Source organism: Luteolibacter sp. (assembly GCF_058122085.1).
Window position 1 is genome coordinate 14,618 of record NZ_JBIKBQ010000036.1, and the last position, 17,287, is coordinate 31,904.

The window sequence follows — 17,287 nt, forward strand, 5'->3', positions numbered from 1 at the left end:
TTCCCGGGCTTTCCTTCGATCATTTAACAATCTTCCCGCCGAGCGAGAGGATGCGGGCGTTGCCTTTGGCGGCCTCGGCCTCGGGGATGTTGCCGTCGCGGACATACATCTGGGAGAGGCTCGTCCAGGCGAGCAGGTCGTTGGGCTGGAGGGTGACGGATTGGAGGCCGCAGCCGATGGCTTCCTTGACGTGGCCCGTCTTGAGGAGCGCCATGCCGAGGGCGTGCCAGCCGTCGAAAAACCCGGGATCGAGCGCGACGCAGTTTCGATAGAGCGCGATGGCTTCTTCGAACTCGCCGACGGCGAGGTGGCCGTTGGCATCGTCGAAGAGGTCCTGGAGGTCTTCAGGCATGGAAGATGGACGCGGCGACCGGTGATCGCCACCACGGTCACTTTTTGTAGAGCTGCTCGACCTTGGCGGCCTCGGTGCGGGCGGTGATCCAGGAGGTGAAGGCGACGGTCTCGTTTTCGTTAGTCCGGGCGGTGACCTCGCTGTCGATGCGGGCGGCGGCGTTGGGTTCCTTGACGACCTCGCGCTTGGCGACGTGGAGGACGAAGGCGCGGTCCGATTCCGTGATAACCTCGGCGATAGAGCCGGGATCGACGTTGCGGGCGGCTTCAAAGAGGTTGGCGGGCTCGCTGGCTCCGTCCGGCTTGTAGGTGCTGATGATGGCGGAAAACGCCTTGGTTGTGGAGATCCCGGCGTCCTTGGCGGCATCGGCGAAGGATTTCCCGGCGGCCATCGAGGTCTTGATCTTGGTGACGGCTTCATTGGCCGCGGTCTTCATGGCTTCGGCGGCCTTTTCGGAAATGTATTGGGCGCGAGCGTCGGCGCGGGCTTCCTCGTAGGTTTTCGGCCGGGATTTCTCCTCGCCGTCGATGCGGGCGACGATCCATTGGTTTTCGCCGACGGCAATGGCCTCGGAGATTTTAGAGAACGGATCGGAGGTTTCCTTGATGAGGAAAAGCGCGTCGACGGCCTTGCCGCCGCGGCTGGAGGAGCGGAGACTCACATCGAGATCCTTGGGAGACGCGCTGCGCGGGAAGAGCTCGGTGGTTTTGACTTCCCAGCCGTTAGCCTTGGCGAGTTCTTCGAAGCCGGCGCCTTTTTGTTCTTCAAGCTTGAAGAGGAAATCATCGACGAGGGCGTCGGTTTCGAGCTGCTTTTTGCGGCGGGTATCGGCGAGCTCGGCGGCGCGTTTTGCTTTCTCTTCTTCCTTTTTCTTGGCGGCGGCCTTCTTCACCTCGTCGCTGGCGGCGGCATCGGCGATGGATTCGGGCGCTTCATCGGCCTTGACTTCCTCCGGCAGGGTCGGCGTGGCGACGATGTAGGTGAACTTGCGGCGCGGCTCGGTGGTGAACGAGTCGGAGATGGTCTCCCAGTATTTCTTGATCTCTTCTTCCGTCGGTTGGATTTTCTCTTCGAACGGAGTGAGCTCGAGCTTGGCGACCTCGCCGGTGATCTGTTGCTTTTCCAAGGCGAGGTTCTTGGCCACGGCGTCACGGTCCGGGCTGAGTCCGGAGCCGATGATGGCGTCGATTTTCTTGGAGGCGAGCACGTCGGATGCGAGTTCGCGCAGGTCCTTTTCGGTCATGCCGAGGCGGCCCATGCCTTTTTCGATGAAGTTCCGGTAGGTTTCCGGATCGAATTTCTTATCGGGTCCGGCGAAGACGCGGAGGGTCTTGAGGTAGGCGGAGATCTCCTCTTCGCCCGGATAAACGCCGAATTCCTCTTTCGCCTGGCGGAGGATCATCCGGCCGACGAAGAATTTCTCCGCGGCGTCGTCCTGGCTGGTCGCGCCGGTGGAGAGGCCCATCAGGAATTGATAGAGCCCGAAGTCGCCGGAGCGTGCGAGGGTGGAAGTGAGCTCGAAGGAGCCGGTGCCGAGGCTGCGGAACTCCTTGTCGTTGTAGGTGCGGCCGGCGATTTTGAGGATCGGGTGGCCTCCGCCCATGTTCCGGACGGAACTCGAATCGAGGAAGAAGAAGCTGATGAACAGGATCACGAAGACCACGATCATCAGGCCGGTGTATTTGCGGATATTCTCAATCATGAAATGGTAGGGCTTGCCGTTGCTGGAGGCGCGGGGAGTAAAGAGGGTGATTCCGGCGGCATCAATGGTAATTCGCTGCCGGGGCGCTGAGTCTCTCCATCAAGTCAGCCGTCTCAAGGCGAATTTTCGACTCATTTCGGCACGGTCCCGGGGAAACCCGCCGAGAATCCGGCTTGCCCGATCGTGCAAATCGAGGTTCCTTGGCGCACTTTATGAACTTTCGCTGGTTGAACGCGCTGCTTTGGGGGAATTCGGTGGCTCTGTCTTGGATGTGGGGGCTGGGGCTGTTTTTCAGCGTGCAGATGACTTTCATGTTCGGATTGCAGGGCTTGCTGATGTTCGCGATCCCCAACGCGCTCGGCCTGATGCTGTTCGGTTTCCTGACGCACCGCGTGGCGGAGAGCCACAGCGGCGGGCAGGAATCGCTGGCGATCTTCTTCGACAAGTTCTCCCGGCCTTTCCGGCTGATCCTCTACATCTATCAAATCGTGGCGCTGGCGCTGACGGTTTTCGCGCTGGTGAACTACCTGTTCATTCCGCTCAAGCTGGCGACCGGGCCGCTGCTGGGGCTCTATCTGTGCCTGATCGTCTTCGTGATCCTGGCGGCCGGTTGTTTGTTCGGGGAGGAATTCGGGATTCAGAAAATCAAGCTCAGCCACGCGATGCTCGGCGGCCTGCTGCTGGGCTGTGTGGCGGTGATTCTGATCGGCCTCGACCCGCTGGTGCCGGCGCCGTTCGCGTGGACCTCGCCGTTCCAGGACGAATGGCGCGGGGCGCGGTTCTTCGGCTACGCGATCCCGCTGGTGATCGGGTTGTTAGTCGGGCCGTGGCTCGACCTCCAGCACTGGCAGCGGGCGATCCAGATCCACCGCGAGAAAAGCTCGATCCGCGCGAGTTACTTTTTCGGCGGCTCGATCTTTTTCCTGATGCTGCTCTTCCACGGCTGTCTGGCGCTGTGGGTGATGACCGAGCACGGCGGGCACTTCGCCGAGTCGAAACTCGACGGCTTCAAATACGCCCACGACCTGGTGACCCAGTATTTCCAACGGAATTACAAGACCCTCGGCGGCGTGATGCCGCTGGCGTATTTCTCGTTCCTCGCCATCTGCGTGCTCACGACCTTGGACAGCGGCTACATCGCGTTGAAATGGTTCCTCGAGAAAAACGTCGAGAAGAGCGAGAACATGCTGATCTCGCTCATCCCCAAGCAAATCCTCGGCTCGCCGATTCCGACCTTCCTGCTGGTCGGACTGGTCACGCTCGGCAGCCTTCTCGCCGGCCTGGAGTTGGAGTATTTCATGGTGTTCTACGCCTCGTTTTTCGTCGGATACGCCGCGCTGGCCATCGCCCGCTGCTTCGTGCCGAACTCCCAGCAACCGCTGCCGCAGATCCGGATGTTCTCGATGGCGAGCATGTCGCTGGCGATCTTCGCGTTCGGTTATTTGAAGAGCGACACCGCGCTGCTGATCCTCGGCTCGATCCTGCCGCTGGCCTACGTCATGTGGCTCGTTTTCAACGCCGACCTGTTGCGCGTCGTCACCGAGCGGGCAGGGGAGGTGATCGAGGCTGCCGCCGAGATTCCCGCGCTCAAGGCCATCGCGAAGACCGTGCACGTGGCGGCCGCGTCCGACGTGGTGCCCCCCCAGGACCACCACGCGCTGGGCGGGCACTTCGAGGGCAAGTGGTTTGTTTACTCGATGATCGCGACCTATCAGGACACCAATTCCGTCGGCAATGTTTACTTCGGGATGTATGGCTTGTTCGTCGGCAAGACCCGCGAGCTGTTTTTCAACGTGGCGATGCCGGACTTCGACCTGAAAACCACCAAGTTCTACATCCTCACGCGTTCCTTCGAGCACAAGTTCGTGCGCGAGTCCCGCGAGTTCGACACCATCACGGTGAAGATCAAGGTGGCGGATTTCAACCGCAAGTTCTGCACGCTCGAGCACCAGATCTTCGGCTCGGAAAACGAGTTGCTAGGAAAGGGCAAGCAAAGCCTGCTGTTCGTCTCCTCCAAGGACTACGCGTTGCTGGACATTCCCTCCGAGGTATACACCGCCTTCATGAAATACACCTGATGGCTCACGGGCGGTAGAGGCCCTTTGTGGCGATCCATTCCGCGACCTCGGGGTCAAGCCACGGGTGGCGGGTTTCCCCTTTCGAAACCGCCTCGCGGATGGCGGTGGCGGACGCTGGGTGGCCGCCGGCGATGACGTGCAGCCGGCAGCCCTCGTGCGGCTGCGGCGTTTCCCCGCGGGCGAGGACGATGAACTCGACGAGCGCCGCGAGCCGTTCCGGGTTCTTCCAACGGGGAAGCGCGCTCCATTGGTCGAAGCCCATGATCCAGAACAGCCGGGCACCCGGAAACCGTCCCGCCATGGCCTCGGCGGTCTGATAGGAATAGGACGGGCCGGGCTGGCTGAGCTCGAAATCATCGACGACCGCCCACGGCAGGCCGACGGTGGCGAGGCGCAGCATTTCGCAGCGGTCCTCGCCGCTGGCAGGCATGCTGCCGGTCTTGTGCGGGGAGATCCGGCAAGGCAGGAAGCGGACCTCGTCGAGTTCCAGCGCGTCCCGCGCCAGCGTCGCCAGATGGATGTGCCCGCGATGGACGGGATCGAATGTGCCGCCGAACAGGGCGATTTTTCTCGGCGCGGGCATGACGGCCGGACGCTAGGCGGGATCGCCGCGCGATTCAAGCGTCGCCGCGCTTTACCGCAGGCCGGAAACATGGGCAGTTTCCCACCCGTGACCGATCCTTTTCAAATCCTGGGAATGGAACCGAAGCTGGTTCTATCCGACGACGCGCTGCGTGAGGCTTTCCGCGAGGCGGGCAAGCGGGCACATCCGGACGCCGGGGGCGGGGAGGGCGAGTTCGCCGCGCTGCGCGAGGCCTTCGCGGTGGTTTCCAGCCCGTCGCGGCGGCTCAGGCACTGGCTGGAGCTGCGCGGCACGCCGGGCGAACTCCGCGGCAGCATCGACAACTCGCTGATGGATTTGTTCGCCGAAGTCGGAGCCGTCACCCAGCTGGCGGAGTCGGTCATCCGCAAGCGCGACGAGGCGAAGTCGGCGTTGGTCCGCGCGATGCTGGAAGGGGAGACCCAAGTTTGCCGCGAGGCCGTGGAACGAGCGATCTTCCAAGTGGAAACGACGATCACCCGCGAGTGCGCGATTTTTCCGGAGTTGGAGAAATCAACGGCCCCCGATGGGCAAGCCGCCGCGAGAGCCGCTAGAAGCCTGGCGTTTCTCGAAAAGTGGCGGGCGGCCCTGCGCGCGTGTTTCGGCCGCCTGGTCTAGCAGAGGCGGGCGGACAAACCGCACGGCCCGGGAAACGTGCCAGGAGTGTCTCACGACATCTTCCTCCCCAGCGCCCCAAAGGTCATGCGCGTCAAGTTAAGGGCCAAGGAGCGGCGAAACGTGTTCGCCGATGTCCATGAGCTGGCAATGAGATGAGCGGATGCGCCGGACATTGGCTTTCCATGGGCGTCGGCGGACACGTTTCGCCGCTCCTTGAACCGCCCGTTTGTCGGCTTTTTGAGCAATCAGCCCTTAACTCGACGCGCATGCCCGAAGGTGCGCGCCGCACCGCAGGGGCGGCAATCCCTGACGACGTCATCTTTCTGGTGGCGATGGGGAAATCCCCGGCTTTGATTCCGTCATGGCCGACGTCTTCACTCCCGAAAAACGCTCCGCGGTCATGGCCCTGATCCGCGGGCGCGACACCAAGCCCGAGCTCGCGCTGCGCTCGCTGCTCCACCGCGCCGGCTACCGCTTCACCGTCCGCGGCCCGCTCAACCGCGCGCTTCCCGGCAGGCCGGATCTGGTCCTGCCCAGATACCGCACCGTCGTCTTCGTCCACGGCTGCTTCTGGCACGGCCATGCTAACTGTCCCGCCTTCCGCCTGCCCAAATCCCGCTGTGATTTCTGGCAGGCCAAGATCACCGGCAACCAAGCCCGCGACCTCCGCAACGAGGCCGCCCTCCGCGCCCTCGGCTGGCACGTCGTCACCATCTGGGAATGCGCGCTGCGGAAAAAATCCGACCGCTTGTGGCTCGCCAAGCGCATTCCCGCCCTCCTTCCCAGAGCCGGCACCGCTTGAGGATGCGCGTGGCTGCGGTGTCTCGCCGCAGACCGTCCAAGGAGCGTCTCGCTCCGAGTCATCCCCGGCAAGGCGGATCCGGCCCGGTCCGCCCTGACTCCCTGCGAGGGCGAAAATGCCAATGCTTCGCGCCTGGTGTTTCTCATCCCCCCACCTCCCGCCGCAGGCGAACTCCTCACTTCAACGTTCGATGTTGGGCGTTCGATGTCCGATGTTCCCCGCCGCCACCACCTGCAAGTTGCCCCGCGCCACGGATGCAACCCAGGGAACGGCGGAATCCGTCCGCCGATGCCAATGGTAAGGCGAATTGATGATCGGCTCTTCGACAAGAGTTTGGATCGGAAGTTCCGTTTGGACGGAATCGGGAGTCGGGCTGGCATGATTATGAGTTCCCTTGAATGCGTTTCACTTCCTCATCGAAGTCGGACCGGTATTCCAGATCCTGCTGTTTGCGGAATGTTTCGTATTCCGCCTCCGCCTTGATCCGGGCATCCTCGGCGCTGATTTTCCCGCTGTCCATGAGGATCGGGTAGTTTGAAAGCTCCAGAAAATTATGCAGGAAGCCGACCCAATCGCTAATCTTCATCCGGATGCCGCGTTTGGCCCGATTTTCGGCGAGTTCCAGATAGGCACTCACAATCCGGTTGATTTCATCGATGTGCGCCGTGTTGAGGTAGTTTTTCGCCACCGTGATGTCTGACTTCTGGACTTTTCCCTGTGGCGAATTCTTCCAAGATGTCAGACCCATGTGGTTCTTTGTCGCATCCGCCGATCCATAGATCTGCTCAGCAGCGGTCTTGCCGGTGATCGCCCAATGGGTATCCTGAATACCGCGTGCTCGATTCCTAGGAATATCCCCAGCGATAAACAGGCTCCCATATTGGTGGCGGCGGAAAAGCGAGCGATTGAGCATGGATTTTACCCAGAAAGTTAACCCGGCGCTGGAAAATGATCGGATTGAAACGAATTGGATTTGAGCCTCGGTCCAGATTCGGTCCTAGATAGTCTCCGCCCATGCACAAAAACGATCATTCAAAAATTCCAATTATCGACCTTTTTGCAGGACCCGGAGGTTTTCCCTCGTCAGTGAGGCGCTTTTTCATGAGGCGCCAATAGACTTGGGGATTCAGGATTGGATTTTCGGGAAGTAGCGGACGTGCGGGAAGTCTTTGAAATCGGCGTCCTGGGTCCAGAGGGTGGAATTTTGATGGCGGGTGGTGGCGTAGATTAAGGCTGCGCCGGGCTCGGTGCGGCGGAAGCGGAGGACGAGGCGGTCCATCTTCTTGAGGAGCTGGCCGATTTCCGCGAAGCGGGGGCAGGTGGCGAAAAGTTTGATTCCTTGGGGCATGGTGAGAATAGGAGTTGAAGTGAAAGCGTTTCGGAGTCAGTTTGCAGGCATGGCGACATTGACGATTCGAAATCTTCCTGAGGATCTGCATGCAGTGCTGAAGGAGCGGGCGCGGAAGAACCGGCGCAGTTTGAACCAGGAGGTGATCGCGGAATTGTCCGCCGTCCCCGTCGCCATGGATGACGCGGCGCGAGTGGCGGCGTCCCGGGAGCGGATGCGGCAGGTCACTGCCGAGATCGACGGAATCCGCAGCCGAATGACCGGCTTCATGAGCGGCGAGGAGATCGACGCCGCTATTGAGGAGGGAAGAAGGTGATCGTGGTCGATTGCACCGTCCTTGGTGACCATCTTTTCGGAGATGCTGCGGCAAGAGAGTCTTCTCAGGCTCTCGTGGAACTGGAGCCGGAATGGATCAGTCACGGACTGGTTTTCTACGAAATTGGAAACGTGGCGTGGAAGTGCTCGAAGTTCGGACAAATCGACCGGGAAGATGCGGAAACGGCACTTGGGAAAGCGGGCGGGCTTCTGATGGAGATCGAGCGGGACTTGGACTTTCCGGGAATCTATCGATTGGCGGCGGAAACCGGACTGACGTTTTACGATGCCTCCTACGTCTGGCTGGCCCGCTCGCGAGGCTTGAAATTGCGGACACGGGACAAAGAAGTGCTGCGAATCTGCCCGGACGTGGCCGTGAGGATGCCCTAAGGCAGGGGATGGATTGGACTGGATGAGGCGAAGGAGTTGCTCGGTACCGACTACGTCGGTCATGCGTTGTTTGCCGTCGGCGGCAGGAGTAGAAACCTATCGGGAGACAGTTTGTCCCCCCGATAGGAAATTGGGTGGAAGTTCAGGCGGCGGGGGTGAGGTCGTAGTCGGCGAGGGCGGTGGTGAGTTTGCCGTGGAGGAGTCGGGACTTGGCGATGAGCTTGGTGTCCCGGAGGCGCTGCCAGGTGCTGAGCGAGAGACCGATCTGGGCGGAGCTGGGCGTTACGAAGGGTTAAGTGGTCGTCTGGGCGATCTAAGCGGTAGTTGCGAGGGGTGAAGGTGATGGAGAAAGCGGGAACTATCTGATTCATCCGATGAGATGAGCTGCCGGATAGAGTCTTCCACACACCCGACCTCAGCGCGGAGGCGTCTCGCCTCTTTCCTGTCAGATCCGGGCGAGACGCCCGGACAACGGACTGGAGCGAGACGATCCAGCCACGTTTTCACCCTCCCCCTCATTCACCGTTCGATTCGTTGGATCATCTTCCGTTCCAGAAACTTCTTCCGCGACTTCAAAATCCGCTCCACGGGAATCCTGAATTCGCGCTCGCCCTCGCTGTCAGCCGTCGACTCCCCGCCGCCGACGGCCAGAAACAGTCCCGCCATCGCCCGGTTGTCCGGCATCACGCTCGCCCAGAATCCCCTGATCCCGCGGCGCTTGGCCACCGTCGCCAGCTCGCCGAGCAAATACCCCGCGATTCCCAAGTGCCGGGTCCCCTCATGGACGATGAAGGCCACTTCCGCGCTCTTTCCGTCCGCATCGAGAAAATAACGGCCGATCGCCCGCAGCTCCTGCTGGCCGCGATGCTCGGCGAAAATCCCCAGCGCGACGTCTTTCGACTGGTCCACCGCGGCGAGCTTGTAAGCGGACTCGCCCGTCATCTTGTCGCGGACGTAGCCATAGCGCAGGCGGACCGTCTCCGCGTCGTGCGAGTAGAAAAACTCCTGCAAGATCCGCATGTCGCTCGGGTGCAGCGGGCGCAAAAACAGCCGCGTCGTTTGAAACAGGACCCAGCCGGTTTCAATGTCGTCCATCCCCCGCCCCGAGCCAGGCATCGTGAAAAACTTCGGCAACCACCCGCGGCCATGAGCGCCGGCCAGCAACGATTCCCGGTGATCTGGGTGGGCGATTTCCACCAGCCTCGCCACCCGTTCCCGGATGCTGCGGCCGTGCAGATGCGCCACGCCGTATTCCGTGACCACGTGATGCACGTCCCCCCGCCCGGTGCAGACGCCGCTGCCGGATTCCAGCCCCGCGACGATCCGCGAGCGCCCGTCCTCGTCAGCGGTGGAGGTCAGCGCGATGATAGGCCGCCCCTGTTTGCTGCGGCCCGCGCCCCGGATGAAATCCTGCAACGCGCCGATCCCGCCGTAAAACCGGTGCCCGCTCGAATCCCTAACCACCTGTCCTGTCAGATCGATTTCCCGCGCGCCGTTGATCGCCACCATCCGCTGGTTGCGCGCGATCCGGCTTGGATCGTTCACCCAGTCGCTCGGGTGCAGCTCGACGTCCGGATTGCCGTCCACGAATTGATAGAGCTTGCGGCTGCCCAGCACATGGCTGGCGATGATCTTGCCGGGCAGATAGCTCTTCATCGAATGATCCACCGCGCCGCAGCGCACCAGCTCCATCAGCGCGTCGTTGAACATGCCCGTGTGAATCCCGAGATGGCGGTGTTTCCGCAAGGCACGGACGACCGCTTCCGGGCTGTTGCCGAGGCCCGACTGGATCGTCGAGCCGTCCTCGATGAGCTGCGCCGCATAACGGCCGATTCGCTCGTGGCGCTCGTCGAGAATCGCCCGCGACGCTTCCGGCAGGACCGCGGAATGCTCGATGAACCAAGCGATCTTGCGGGTGGAAATCAAAGTGTCGCCGCAAGTCCGCGGCATCTTCGGGTTGATCTGGGCGATCACCGTGCGCGCGCATTGCACCGCGGATTTCACCACATCCACGCTCACCCCGAGCGAGCACCAGCCGTCCGCGTCCGGCGGGCTCACTTGGATCAAGGCCACGTCCAGCGGTAGCGGTCCGTTTTTGAAAAGCGAGGCCACCTCGGACATCGCGCACGGTGTGTAGTCCGCCTGCCCGCGTTCCACCGCCTCCCGCAGTGATGGAGTTAGATAGAACGAATTCGTCCGCAGCACCTGCTCGTATTGCGGGTCGATCCACGGCGTCTCGCCGAGCCCGTGGATGTGGACCAGCTCGACGTCCTTGAAATTTCCGGCCGATTCCAGCATCGACTTCACCAAGGCGAACGGCACCGAAGCCCCGCCGCCGAGGAAGACCCGGCTCCCCGGCCTGATCAGCCGGGGCCAATCACTCGCAAGCAATGGTTTCACGCGGGCGACCCTGACAAACTTCCGAGCCGATTGCGCGGTTTTTTTCAAGCCTCACTCTCCGCGTTGCCCCCGTCCGGAAAACCAGCAACTTTCCCTGCCTTGCATTCCGGCCAAGTCTCGCCAATTTCCCCGCATGCCCATCGCGCCCAAGCCAACCAGCGCCCTTCTCATCGTCGGTCACGGTTCCACCGAGAATCCGGACTCCTCGACGCCCTACTTCGAGCACGCCGAAGAAATCCGCAGCCGCGGCCTGTTCGCCGAGGTCCATTGCTGCTTCTGGAAGGAAGAGCCTTCGATGCGCGAGGCGATTTACATGATCGATTCGGATGAAATCTACGTGGTCCCCGATTTCATCAGCGAGGGCTATTTCACCCAGGACGTCATCCCCCGCGAACTCCAGCTCACCGGCCCGACCACCGTTGTCCGCGGGAAAACCTTCCATTACTGCCTGCCAGTCGGCGTCCACCGCTCGATGACCGACCTGATCCTGAGGCGCGCCAAGGAAGTCGCCGCCGGGATCGATCCCGCCGCCACCACCCTGATCATCACCGGCCACGGCACCGGCCTGAACCAGAATTCCACCAAGGCGATCCGCGACCAGGCCGACCTGATCGCCGCCTCGGGCGCCGGCTACGCCGCCGTGCTTGACGCCTACATGGAAGAGCCGCCGTTCGTCGCCGAGTGGGACAAAATGTCGGACACTCCGAACGTGGTCGTCGTGCCGTTTTTCATCTCGGACGGACTCCACTCCTATCAGGACATTCCGGTGCTTCTCGGCATGGAGGACGAGGTCGGAGCGGCCGCCAGCCAGCGCGAGGTCTTCCGCCACAACCCCCACCACCTCCGCGGGAAGACGCTTTACTACACCTCCGCCATCGGCACCGAAAGGCTGTTGGCGGACGTGATCCTCGACCAGATTTCGGATTTTGACAAAATCCACAAACCGCTCTGACAAAACTCATCCCATTCCACATATGTCCCTCGCCACCCAGCTCCGCGACTTGCTCCGATCCGGCATCCACCGCATCGGCGAACTCGAAATCCTAACCGATGTTCACGACCTTCCTTACGTGATTTGCCACATGGCGGATGCCGGGCTTTCCACCGAGCCCGACTTCGGCGGACTGGACGTCCACGAAGGTCCGGCCGACGCCCGCGACCTCTCGACTTACGCCGAAGACGGGACTTACCGCTTCACCAAAGGCCAGACGAATCTGAAGCGCGGCTGGGTGATGGTTCTCGAAAACGAGAAGGACCTCCTGCTCGCGCTCGATCAATTCTATCCGGCCTGCGCCGGCCTGTTCATCGCCCAGCAAGGCGGCACGCTGGAAATCGAAACCCTGCGCGACAAGCTCAACCGCCAGACCGGGATGTATCGTTTCGCCCGCTCGATTAGCGATGCCGGGGCGCAGAAACTCGTCCAGGAAATCTGCGGCCCCGCCCACCAGTGCGCGAAGAAAATCCTGTGGCGGCTCGATGCGAACACGTCGCTCGACGACAGCGAGGCGAGCCGCTTCAACGGCATCCCCGGCGGTCTACCCGAATCCGAGGCGATTCCCCTGCTTTGCCGCGAGGCGTGCAACCACTTCGTCGCCGAATGCCGGAAAGCGGCAAAAGCCGAGTTCGAGGCGAAAGCCGCCGGAGCCTGATCTCAAGCCTTCTGCTTGAGCAAATCGCGGATCTCGGTGAGAAGTTTTTCCTGAGCGCTCGGCTCGGGAGCCGCCGCGGCCGCTTGTTTTTCCGTCAGCGCCTTGGCTTTGTTGATCGCCTTCACCACCAAAAACATCACGAACGCCACGATGACGAAGTTGATCCCGATGGTGATGAAATTCCCGTAAGCGAACACCGCCCCCTGCTTTTTCGCCTCAATGAGATTCGTGGCGGTGACCTTGTCGGAGAGTGCGACGAACTTGTTCGTGTAATCCATGCCGCCCGAAATCTTGCCGATGAGCGGCATGATCAGGTCCTCGATGAATGCGGTGGAAAGCTTGGTGAACGCGGCTCCCATGACGAAGGCCACGGCCATGTCGATGAGGTTTCCTTTGAGGGCAAATTCTTTGAATTCCTTGAACATGGCTGTTTGGGGGTTAAAAACCGAGCCGCATAGATAGAAGATCCACGTGGGTTCGCCAAGGTATTTCTGCCTCGCGTCCCACTTGAAACTTGGCAGACCGCCCCCTTCCCATGAGCCTCCTGCCAATGGCCACGCCGAATTCCCAAGCCCTCCGCCGCCTCCTCGCCGATGTCGGAACGGTCGATCAAGTGGGCATCGACGAGCGCGTCGCCAAATACGCCACCCGCAGCATCAAGAAGCACGCCAAGGTTTTCGGCCTCAAACTCGCGACGACGATGGTCGATTTGACCACGCTCGAAGGCAAGGACACTCCGGGCAAAGTCGCCTCGCTCTGCCAGAAAGCCCTCCGCCCGCACGACGACACGGACATCCCGCCGACCGCCGCCGTTTGCGTCTATCCGTCGATGGTGAGGCACGCGGACAAACATCTGCGAGGCACACCGGTCAGGATTGCCTCCGTCGCCACCGCATTTCCCTCCGGCCAGGCACCGCTCAAAACCCGCCTCGCCGAAGTCCGCGCCGCCGTGTCCGACGGAGCCGACGAGATCGACATGGTCATCAACCGCAGCGCCTTCCTCGCCGGGGAACTCCAGCTCGTCCAAGACGAAATTTCCGCCGTGCTCGAAGCCTGCGGCGACCGCACGCTCAAGGTGATTTTGGAAACCAGCGAGCTCGAAACCTACGACAACATCCGCGCCGCCTCGTTCCTCGCGATGCAAGTCCTGCGCCCCGGCGATTTCATCAAGACCTCCACGGGCAAGACCAATTCCAACGCCACCCTCGGCAACAACCAGGTCATGCTCGAAGCCATCCGCGACCACTTCCTCGCCACCGGCATCGAGATCGCCATGAAACCCGCCGGCGGCATCCGCACCGCCAAACAGGCGCTGCATTTCCTCGTCGCCGTCAAGGAAACCCTCGGCGACGCGTGGCTGACCAACACCCGCTACCGCTTCGGGGCCTCCGCCCTGCTCAACGACCTCGTCCGCCAGCTCGTAAAGGAAAAGACCGGTGCCTATCAAGCGCCTTACAACTTCTCCGAATCCTCGTCAGCCTACTAGGAAACAGGTCTTATAGGACCCATACGACCTATCACTCTCATGCCCGCCAAGAAATCCACCCGCCCCGCCGCCCGCGAACTGCTCTTCGGCGATCTCTGGGAATACGATCCCGCGCCGGAATCTGCGCCGGCCTTTATCGAGCCGCGTTACGGCCTCTTCATCAACGGCAAGTTCTTCGCGCCCAAGACCCGCAGATATTTCGACTCCATCAGTCCGCGCAACGAGGAGAAGCTCTCGGAAATCGCCGTCGCCGGAGCCGCCGATGTCGATGCCGCCTATCAGGCCGCCGCCACCGCGTTCACCTCATGGAGCAAACTCCCCGGCACCGAACGCGCGAAATATCTCTTCCGCATCGCCCGCCTGCTGCAAGACCGCGCCCGCGAGTTCGCCGTCGCCGAGACGCTCGACGGCGGCAAGCCGATCAAGGAATCCCGCGACTTCGACGTGCCGATGGCCGCCGCCCACTTCTTCTATCACGCCGGCTGGGCGGACAAACTCGGCTACGTCACTCCGGGCCGCACGCTCGCGCCGCTCGGCGTCGTCGGCCAGGTCATCCCGTGGAATTTCCCGCTGCTCATGCTCGCGTGGAAAATCGCCCCCGCCCTCGCCACCGGCAACACCGTCGTCCTCAAGCCCGCGGAAACCACCTCCATCACCGCGCTCAAGTTCGCCTCGATTTTGCAAGATGCCGGACTGCCACCGGGCGTCGTCAACATAGTCACCGGCGCGGGCGAGACCGGAGCCGCCGTGGTCGACCACCCGCTCGCCGCGAAGATCGCCTTCACCGGCTCCACCGAAGTTGGCAAATCCATCCAGCGCGCGCTCGCCGGAACCGGCAAGCGCCTCACCCTCGAGCTCGGTGGCAAGGCGGCCAACATCGTCTTCGAAGACGCCCCGCTCGACCAAGCCGTCGAAGGCATCATCAACGGCATCTTCTTCAACCAGGGCCACGTCTGCTGCGCCGGATCCCGCCTGCTCGTCCAGGAATCCATCGCGGAAAAAGTTCTGTCCAAACTCAAGATCCGCCTCAAATCCCTCCGCACCGGCGACCCGCTCGACAAGAACACCGACGTCGGCGCCATCAACTCGCAAGCCCAGCTCGACCGCATCCGCGAGCTCGTCGCCTGCGGAGTCGCCGAGGGCGCGGATCTCTACCAGCCCGCCTGCGAGCTCCCGGAAAAAGGCTTCTACTTCCCGCCCACCCTGTTTTCCAACGTCGCCATGAGCCACCGAATCGCCCGCGATGAAATTTTCGGCCCGGTGCTTTCCATCCTCACCTTCCGCACGCCCGAGGAAGCCATCGAAAAGGCCAACAACACTTGTTACGGCCTCAGCGCCGGCGTCTGGACCGACAAGGGCTCGCGCATTTTAAAAATGTCCAACGAGCTCAAGGCCGGCGTCGTCTGGGCGAACTCTTTCAACAAGTTCGACCCCGCCTCGCCCTTCGGCGGCTACAAGGAATCCGGCTTCGGCCGGGAAGGCGGAAAACAAGGACTGCTCGACTATGCAAATCTGATATAGGTCGTATAAGACCTATAGGACCTATAATACCCATGCTCAAAATCACCAAAACCCCCAAGTGCTACGTCGGCGGAGCCTTCATCCGCTCGGAGAGCGGACGCGTCTATCCGCTCACCGACGCCAGCGGCGCGTTCTTCGCGAACACCCCGCTCTGCAGCCGCAAGGATTTGCGCAACGCCGTCGAAGCCGCCGCCAAGGCCGGTCCCGGCTGGGCCGCGCGCAACGCCTACAACCGAGGCCAGATCCTCTATCGCCTCGCGGAAATGCTGGAAGCCCGCGCTGCGGAAATGTCCGACGCCATTTCCCTGCCCGGCATTTCCAAAAAAGAAGCCGAGCGCGAGGTCCGCGCCAGCATCGAGCGCATCGTCCACTACGCGGGCTGGACGGATAAATACCAGGCCCTGCTCGGCAGCGTGAACCCGGTTTCCTCGCCCCATTTCAATTTCACCGTCACCGAGCCGATGGGCATTATCGGCATCGTCGCACCGGACGAGGCACCGCTTCTGGGCCTGCTCTCGCTCGTCCTGCCCGCCATCACCGGCGGCAACACCGTCGTCACGCTCGCCTCCGCCACACAGCCCTATCCGTCGATCCTGTTGGGCGAGATGCTCGCCACCAGCGACCTGCCCGGCGGAGTCGTCAATCTCCTCACCGGCCGGCGCGACGAGCTCATCCCGACCTTCGCCACCCACGCCCATCTGCGAGGGCTCGCCGCCGTCGCTAACTTGGAGGAACGCAAAATCCTCCAAACCGGAGCCGCCGAAAGCGTCAAGCGCCTCAAGCTCATACCCGCGGAAATCCCCACCGACTGGTTCGCCGAAAAAGCCCAGGGCCTTTACGAAATCCGCGACCACCTCGAAGCCAAAACCACCTGGCACCCCGTCGGCGCGTAATTCGCGCTTGTTCGAAATTCCATCCGGTCTACCCATCCCGCATGCCCGACGCCGTTTACGTCCATGATGCCTTCGCGAGAATCGCCGACCGCTACGTGCTCACCAATCACGTCCTGAGCTGCGGCATGGACATCTGGTGGCGCAAGGTCGTCACCGCCCGCATCCGGAAATGGAAACCGGCGCGCTTGCTCGACGTCGCCAGCGGCACCGGCGACCTTGCCTTGGAAATCCAGGACGAGTGCCCGCAATGCGAGGTCATCGCCTCCGACTTCTGCGCGGAAATGCTCGCCCACGCCGCCAGCCGCGGCATTGCCAAGACCATCGTTGCAGACGCGTTGCAGCTCCCTTTCAAAGACGCCGGATTCGACGTCGTCACCGTCGCCTTCGGCCTGCGCAACATGGCCGACTATCCGGCAGCGCTGCTCGAAATGCACCGCGTCCTCAAGCCCGGCGGCCGCCTCGTCATCCTGGATTTCTCCCTGCCCGACGGCATCCTGCGCCGCCCTTACCGATGGTATCTCCACCACGTCCTGCCGCACATGGCCGGCTGGCTAACCGGGCAGAAGGACGCCTACGAATACCTCGGCGGCTCGATCGAACAATTCCCATCCGGCAAGGCGATGACGGACCTGCTGGAAACCTGCGGCTTCGGACAAACCGACTTCACTCCGGTCACCCTCGGCGTCGTGACCATTTACGAGGGCACCCGCTGACTCGAAAAATTTGCGCTTCCAACTTCAAACCCACCGTCGACATAACCCAAATTCCTGACTCGCTCCCACATGATAACCAGTTCTGCGTTTCACGGGGCTTTCTTTCTCAAAACCCGTGGAGCCCTAGTGCACCGTTTCCTTAGTGACTGTGCGTTTGGATTTGATAAGACTTAGTTAGTTGAATGATCCGCCGCAGTTTCTCAGGACCTTTCGTCCAGACAAACGGGCCGCAGGTCTTATTATGTTCGCTCACGAAGTCTTTGAGGAACCGGACAAGCTTCTTGTTAGATCGGTGCACGGATTGCTGGAGTCCTTGACGCGTCAAAATCGAGAAAAAACATTCCGCAAGATTCACCCAACTCGCATGAGTGGGTGTATAGTGGAAGCTCACCAATGGGTTTCCCTCCAGCCCCTCCTGG

18 protein-coding genes and 1 pseudogene are annotated in these 17,287 nt (G+C 61.8%); 11 read left to right on the forward strand and 8 right to left on the reverse strand.

Annotated elements, in window-relative coordinates:
• Window positions 1-19: 19 nt before the first annotated feature.
• Window positions 20-352, reverse strand: coding sequence for a tetratricopeptide repeat protein (locus tag AC4DF4_RS07210; protein WP_490047440.1), 333 nt, complete (start codon window positions 350-352; stop codon window positions 20-22).
• A 37-nt stretch (window positions 353-389) separates the two neighbouring features.
• The gene (locus AC4DF4_RS07215) at window positions 390-2,054 is read right to left on the reverse strand and encodes a SurA N-terminal domain-containing protein (RefSeq protein WP_490047441.1); all 1,665 of its coding nucleotides are present in this window, start codon (window positions 2,052-2,054) and stop codon (window positions 390-392) included.
• 212 nt (window positions 2,055-2,266) lie between these two features.
• Here AC4DF4_RS07215 and AC4DF4_RS07220 point away from each other — a divergent pair, with 212 nt between their 5' ends.
• Window positions 2,267-4,132, forward strand: a complete 1,866-nt coding sequence (locus AC4DF4_RS07220; protein WP_490047442.1) for an acyl-CoA thioesterase — start codon at window positions 2,267-2,269, stop codon at window positions 4,130-4,132.
• 4 nt (window positions 4,133-4,136) lie between these two features.
• On the opposite strand, the gene nadD is transcribed toward AC4DF4_RS07220, so the two are convergent.
• Complete coding sequence (nadD, locus tag AC4DF4_RS07225; protein ID WP_490047443.1) at window positions 4,137-4,715, reverse strand: nicotinate (nicotinamide) nucleotide adenylyltransferase; 579 nt, start codon at window positions 4,713-4,715, stop codon at window positions 4,137-4,139.
• A gap of 114 nt (window positions 4,716-4,829) precedes the next feature.
• On the opposite strand from nadD, the gene AC4DF4_RS07230 reads away from it, so the two are divergent.
• Together AC4DF4_RS07230 and AC4DF4_RS07235 are read left to right on the forward strand one after the other, a co-directional pair.
• The gene (locus tag AC4DF4_RS07230; protein WP_490047444.1) at window positions 4,830-5,351 is read left to right on the forward strand and encodes a hypothetical protein; all 522 of its coding nucleotides are present in this window, start codon (window positions 4,830-4,832) and stop codon (window positions 5,349-5,351) included.
• 361 nt (window positions 5,352-5,712) lie between these two features.
• Window positions 5,713-6,153: a very short patch repair endonuclease gene (locus tag AC4DF4_RS07235; protein WP_490047445.1), complete on the forward strand. Its 441-nt coding sequence runs from the start codon at window positions 5,713-5,715 to the stop codon at window positions 6,151-6,153.
• 382 nt (window positions 6,154-6,535) lie between these two features.
• On the opposite strand, the pseudogene rhuM reads toward AC4DF4_RS07235, so the two are convergent.
• Both rhuM and AC4DF4_RS07245 read right to left on the reverse strand, forming a co-directional pair.
• Window positions 6,536-6,970 (reverse strand): annotated as a pseudogene (rhuM, locus tag AC4DF4_RS07240) (RhuM family protein); the annotation flags it as partial.
• Between the two features lie 309 nt (window positions 6,971-7,279).
• Window positions 7,280-7,501 (reverse strand): hypothetical protein, encoded by a 222-nt coding sequence (locus tag AC4DF4_RS07245; RefSeq protein WP_490047446.1) that lies wholly within the window; start codon window positions 7,499-7,501, stop codon window positions 7,280-7,282.
• A 49-nt stretch (window positions 7,502-7,550) separates the two neighbouring features.
• On the opposite strand from AC4DF4_RS07245, the gene AC4DF4_RS07250 reads away from it, so the two are divergent.
• Together AC4DF4_RS07250 and AC4DF4_RS07255 are read left to right on the forward strand one after the other, a co-directional pair.
• A complete protein-coding gene (locus AC4DF4_RS07250; protein ID WP_490047447.1) occupies window positions 7,551-7,817 on the forward strand; it encodes a FitA-like ribbon-helix-helix domain-containing protein in 267 nt (88 codons plus the stop codon).
• 2 nt (window positions 7,818-7,819) lie between these two features.
• Entirely contained in the window at window positions 7,820-8,206 is a 387-nt protein-coding gene (locus AC4DF4_RS07255) for a type II toxin-antitoxin system VapC family toxin (RefSeq protein ID WP_490047448.1), read from the forward strand.
• A 519-nt stretch (window positions 8,207-8,725) separates the two neighbouring features.
• Here the strand turns inward: AC4DF4_RS07255 and AC4DF4_RS07260 are convergent.
• Entirely contained in the window at window positions 8,726-10,606 is a 1,881-nt protein-coding gene (locus AC4DF4_RS07260) for a GNAT family N-acetyltransferase (RefSeq protein ID WP_490047449.1), read from the reverse strand.
• Window positions 10,607-10,739: 133 nt separating this feature from the next.
• Between AC4DF4_RS07260 and AC4DF4_RS07265 the strand changes: the two genes are divergently transcribed.
• Together AC4DF4_RS07265 and AC4DF4_RS07270 are read left to right on the forward strand one after the other, a co-directional pair.
• Window positions 10,740-11,558, forward strand: coding sequence for a CbiX/SirB N-terminal domain-containing protein (locus AC4DF4_RS07265; RefSeq protein WP_490047450.1), 819 nt, complete (start codon window positions 10,740-10,742; stop codon window positions 11,556-11,558).
• Between the two features lie 22 nt (window positions 11,559-11,580).
• Window positions 11,581-12,255 (forward strand): DR2241 family protein, encoded by a 675-nt coding sequence (locus AC4DF4_RS07270; protein WP_490047451.1) that lies wholly within the window; start codon window positions 11,581-11,583, stop codon window positions 12,253-12,255.
• 2 nt (window positions 12,256-12,257) lie between these two features.
• On the opposite strand, the gene mscL is transcribed toward AC4DF4_RS07270, so the two are convergent.
• On the reverse strand, window positions 12,258-12,680 hold the full coding sequence (gene mscL / locus AC4DF4_RS07275) for a large conductance mechanosensitive channel protein MscL (protein WP_490047452.1): 423 nt from the start codon (window positions 12,678-12,680) through the stop codon (window positions 12,258-12,260).
• A 125-nt stretch (window positions 12,681-12,805) separates the two neighbouring features.
• On the opposite strand from mscL, the gene deoC reads away from it, so the two are divergent.
• From deoC to AC4DF4_RS07295, 4 genes are read left to right on the forward strand one after another with little or no spacing between them, the layout of a single operon-like run.
• Window positions 12,806-13,741: a deoxyribose-phosphate aldolase gene (gene deoC / locus AC4DF4_RS07280; protein ID WP_490047457.1), complete on the forward strand. Its 936-nt coding sequence runs from the start codon at window positions 12,806-12,808 to the stop codon at window positions 13,739-13,741.
• 39 nt (window positions 13,742-13,780) lie between these two features.
• Window positions 13,781-15,262 carry an aldehyde dehydrogenase family protein gene (locus tag AC4DF4_RS07285; RefSeq protein WP_490047453.1) on the forward strand — a complete coding sequence of 494 codons (1,482 nt, stop codon included), beginning with the start codon at window positions 13,781-13,783 and terminating at the stop codon, window positions 15,260-15,262.
• 32 nt (window positions 15,263-15,294) lie between these two features.
• Window positions 15,295-16,155: an aldehyde dehydrogenase family protein gene (locus AC4DF4_RS07290; protein ID WP_490047454.1), complete on the forward strand. Its 861-nt coding sequence runs from the start codon at window positions 15,295-15,297 to the stop codon at window positions 16,153-16,155.
• 41 nt (window positions 16,156-16,196) lie between these two features.
• Window positions 16,197-16,868: a ubiquinone/menaquinone biosynthesis methyltransferase gene (locus AC4DF4_RS07295; protein WP_490047455.1), complete on the forward strand. Its 672-nt coding sequence runs from the start codon at window positions 16,197-16,199 to the stop codon at window positions 16,866-16,868.
• 139 nt (window positions 16,869-17,007) lie between these two features.
• Here the strand turns inward: AC4DF4_RS07295 and AC4DF4_RS07300 are convergent.
• Window positions 17,008-17,287: hypothetical protein (locus AC4DF4_RS07300; protein WP_490047456.1), on the reverse strand; the 280-nt coding region annotated here is incomplete at its 5' end.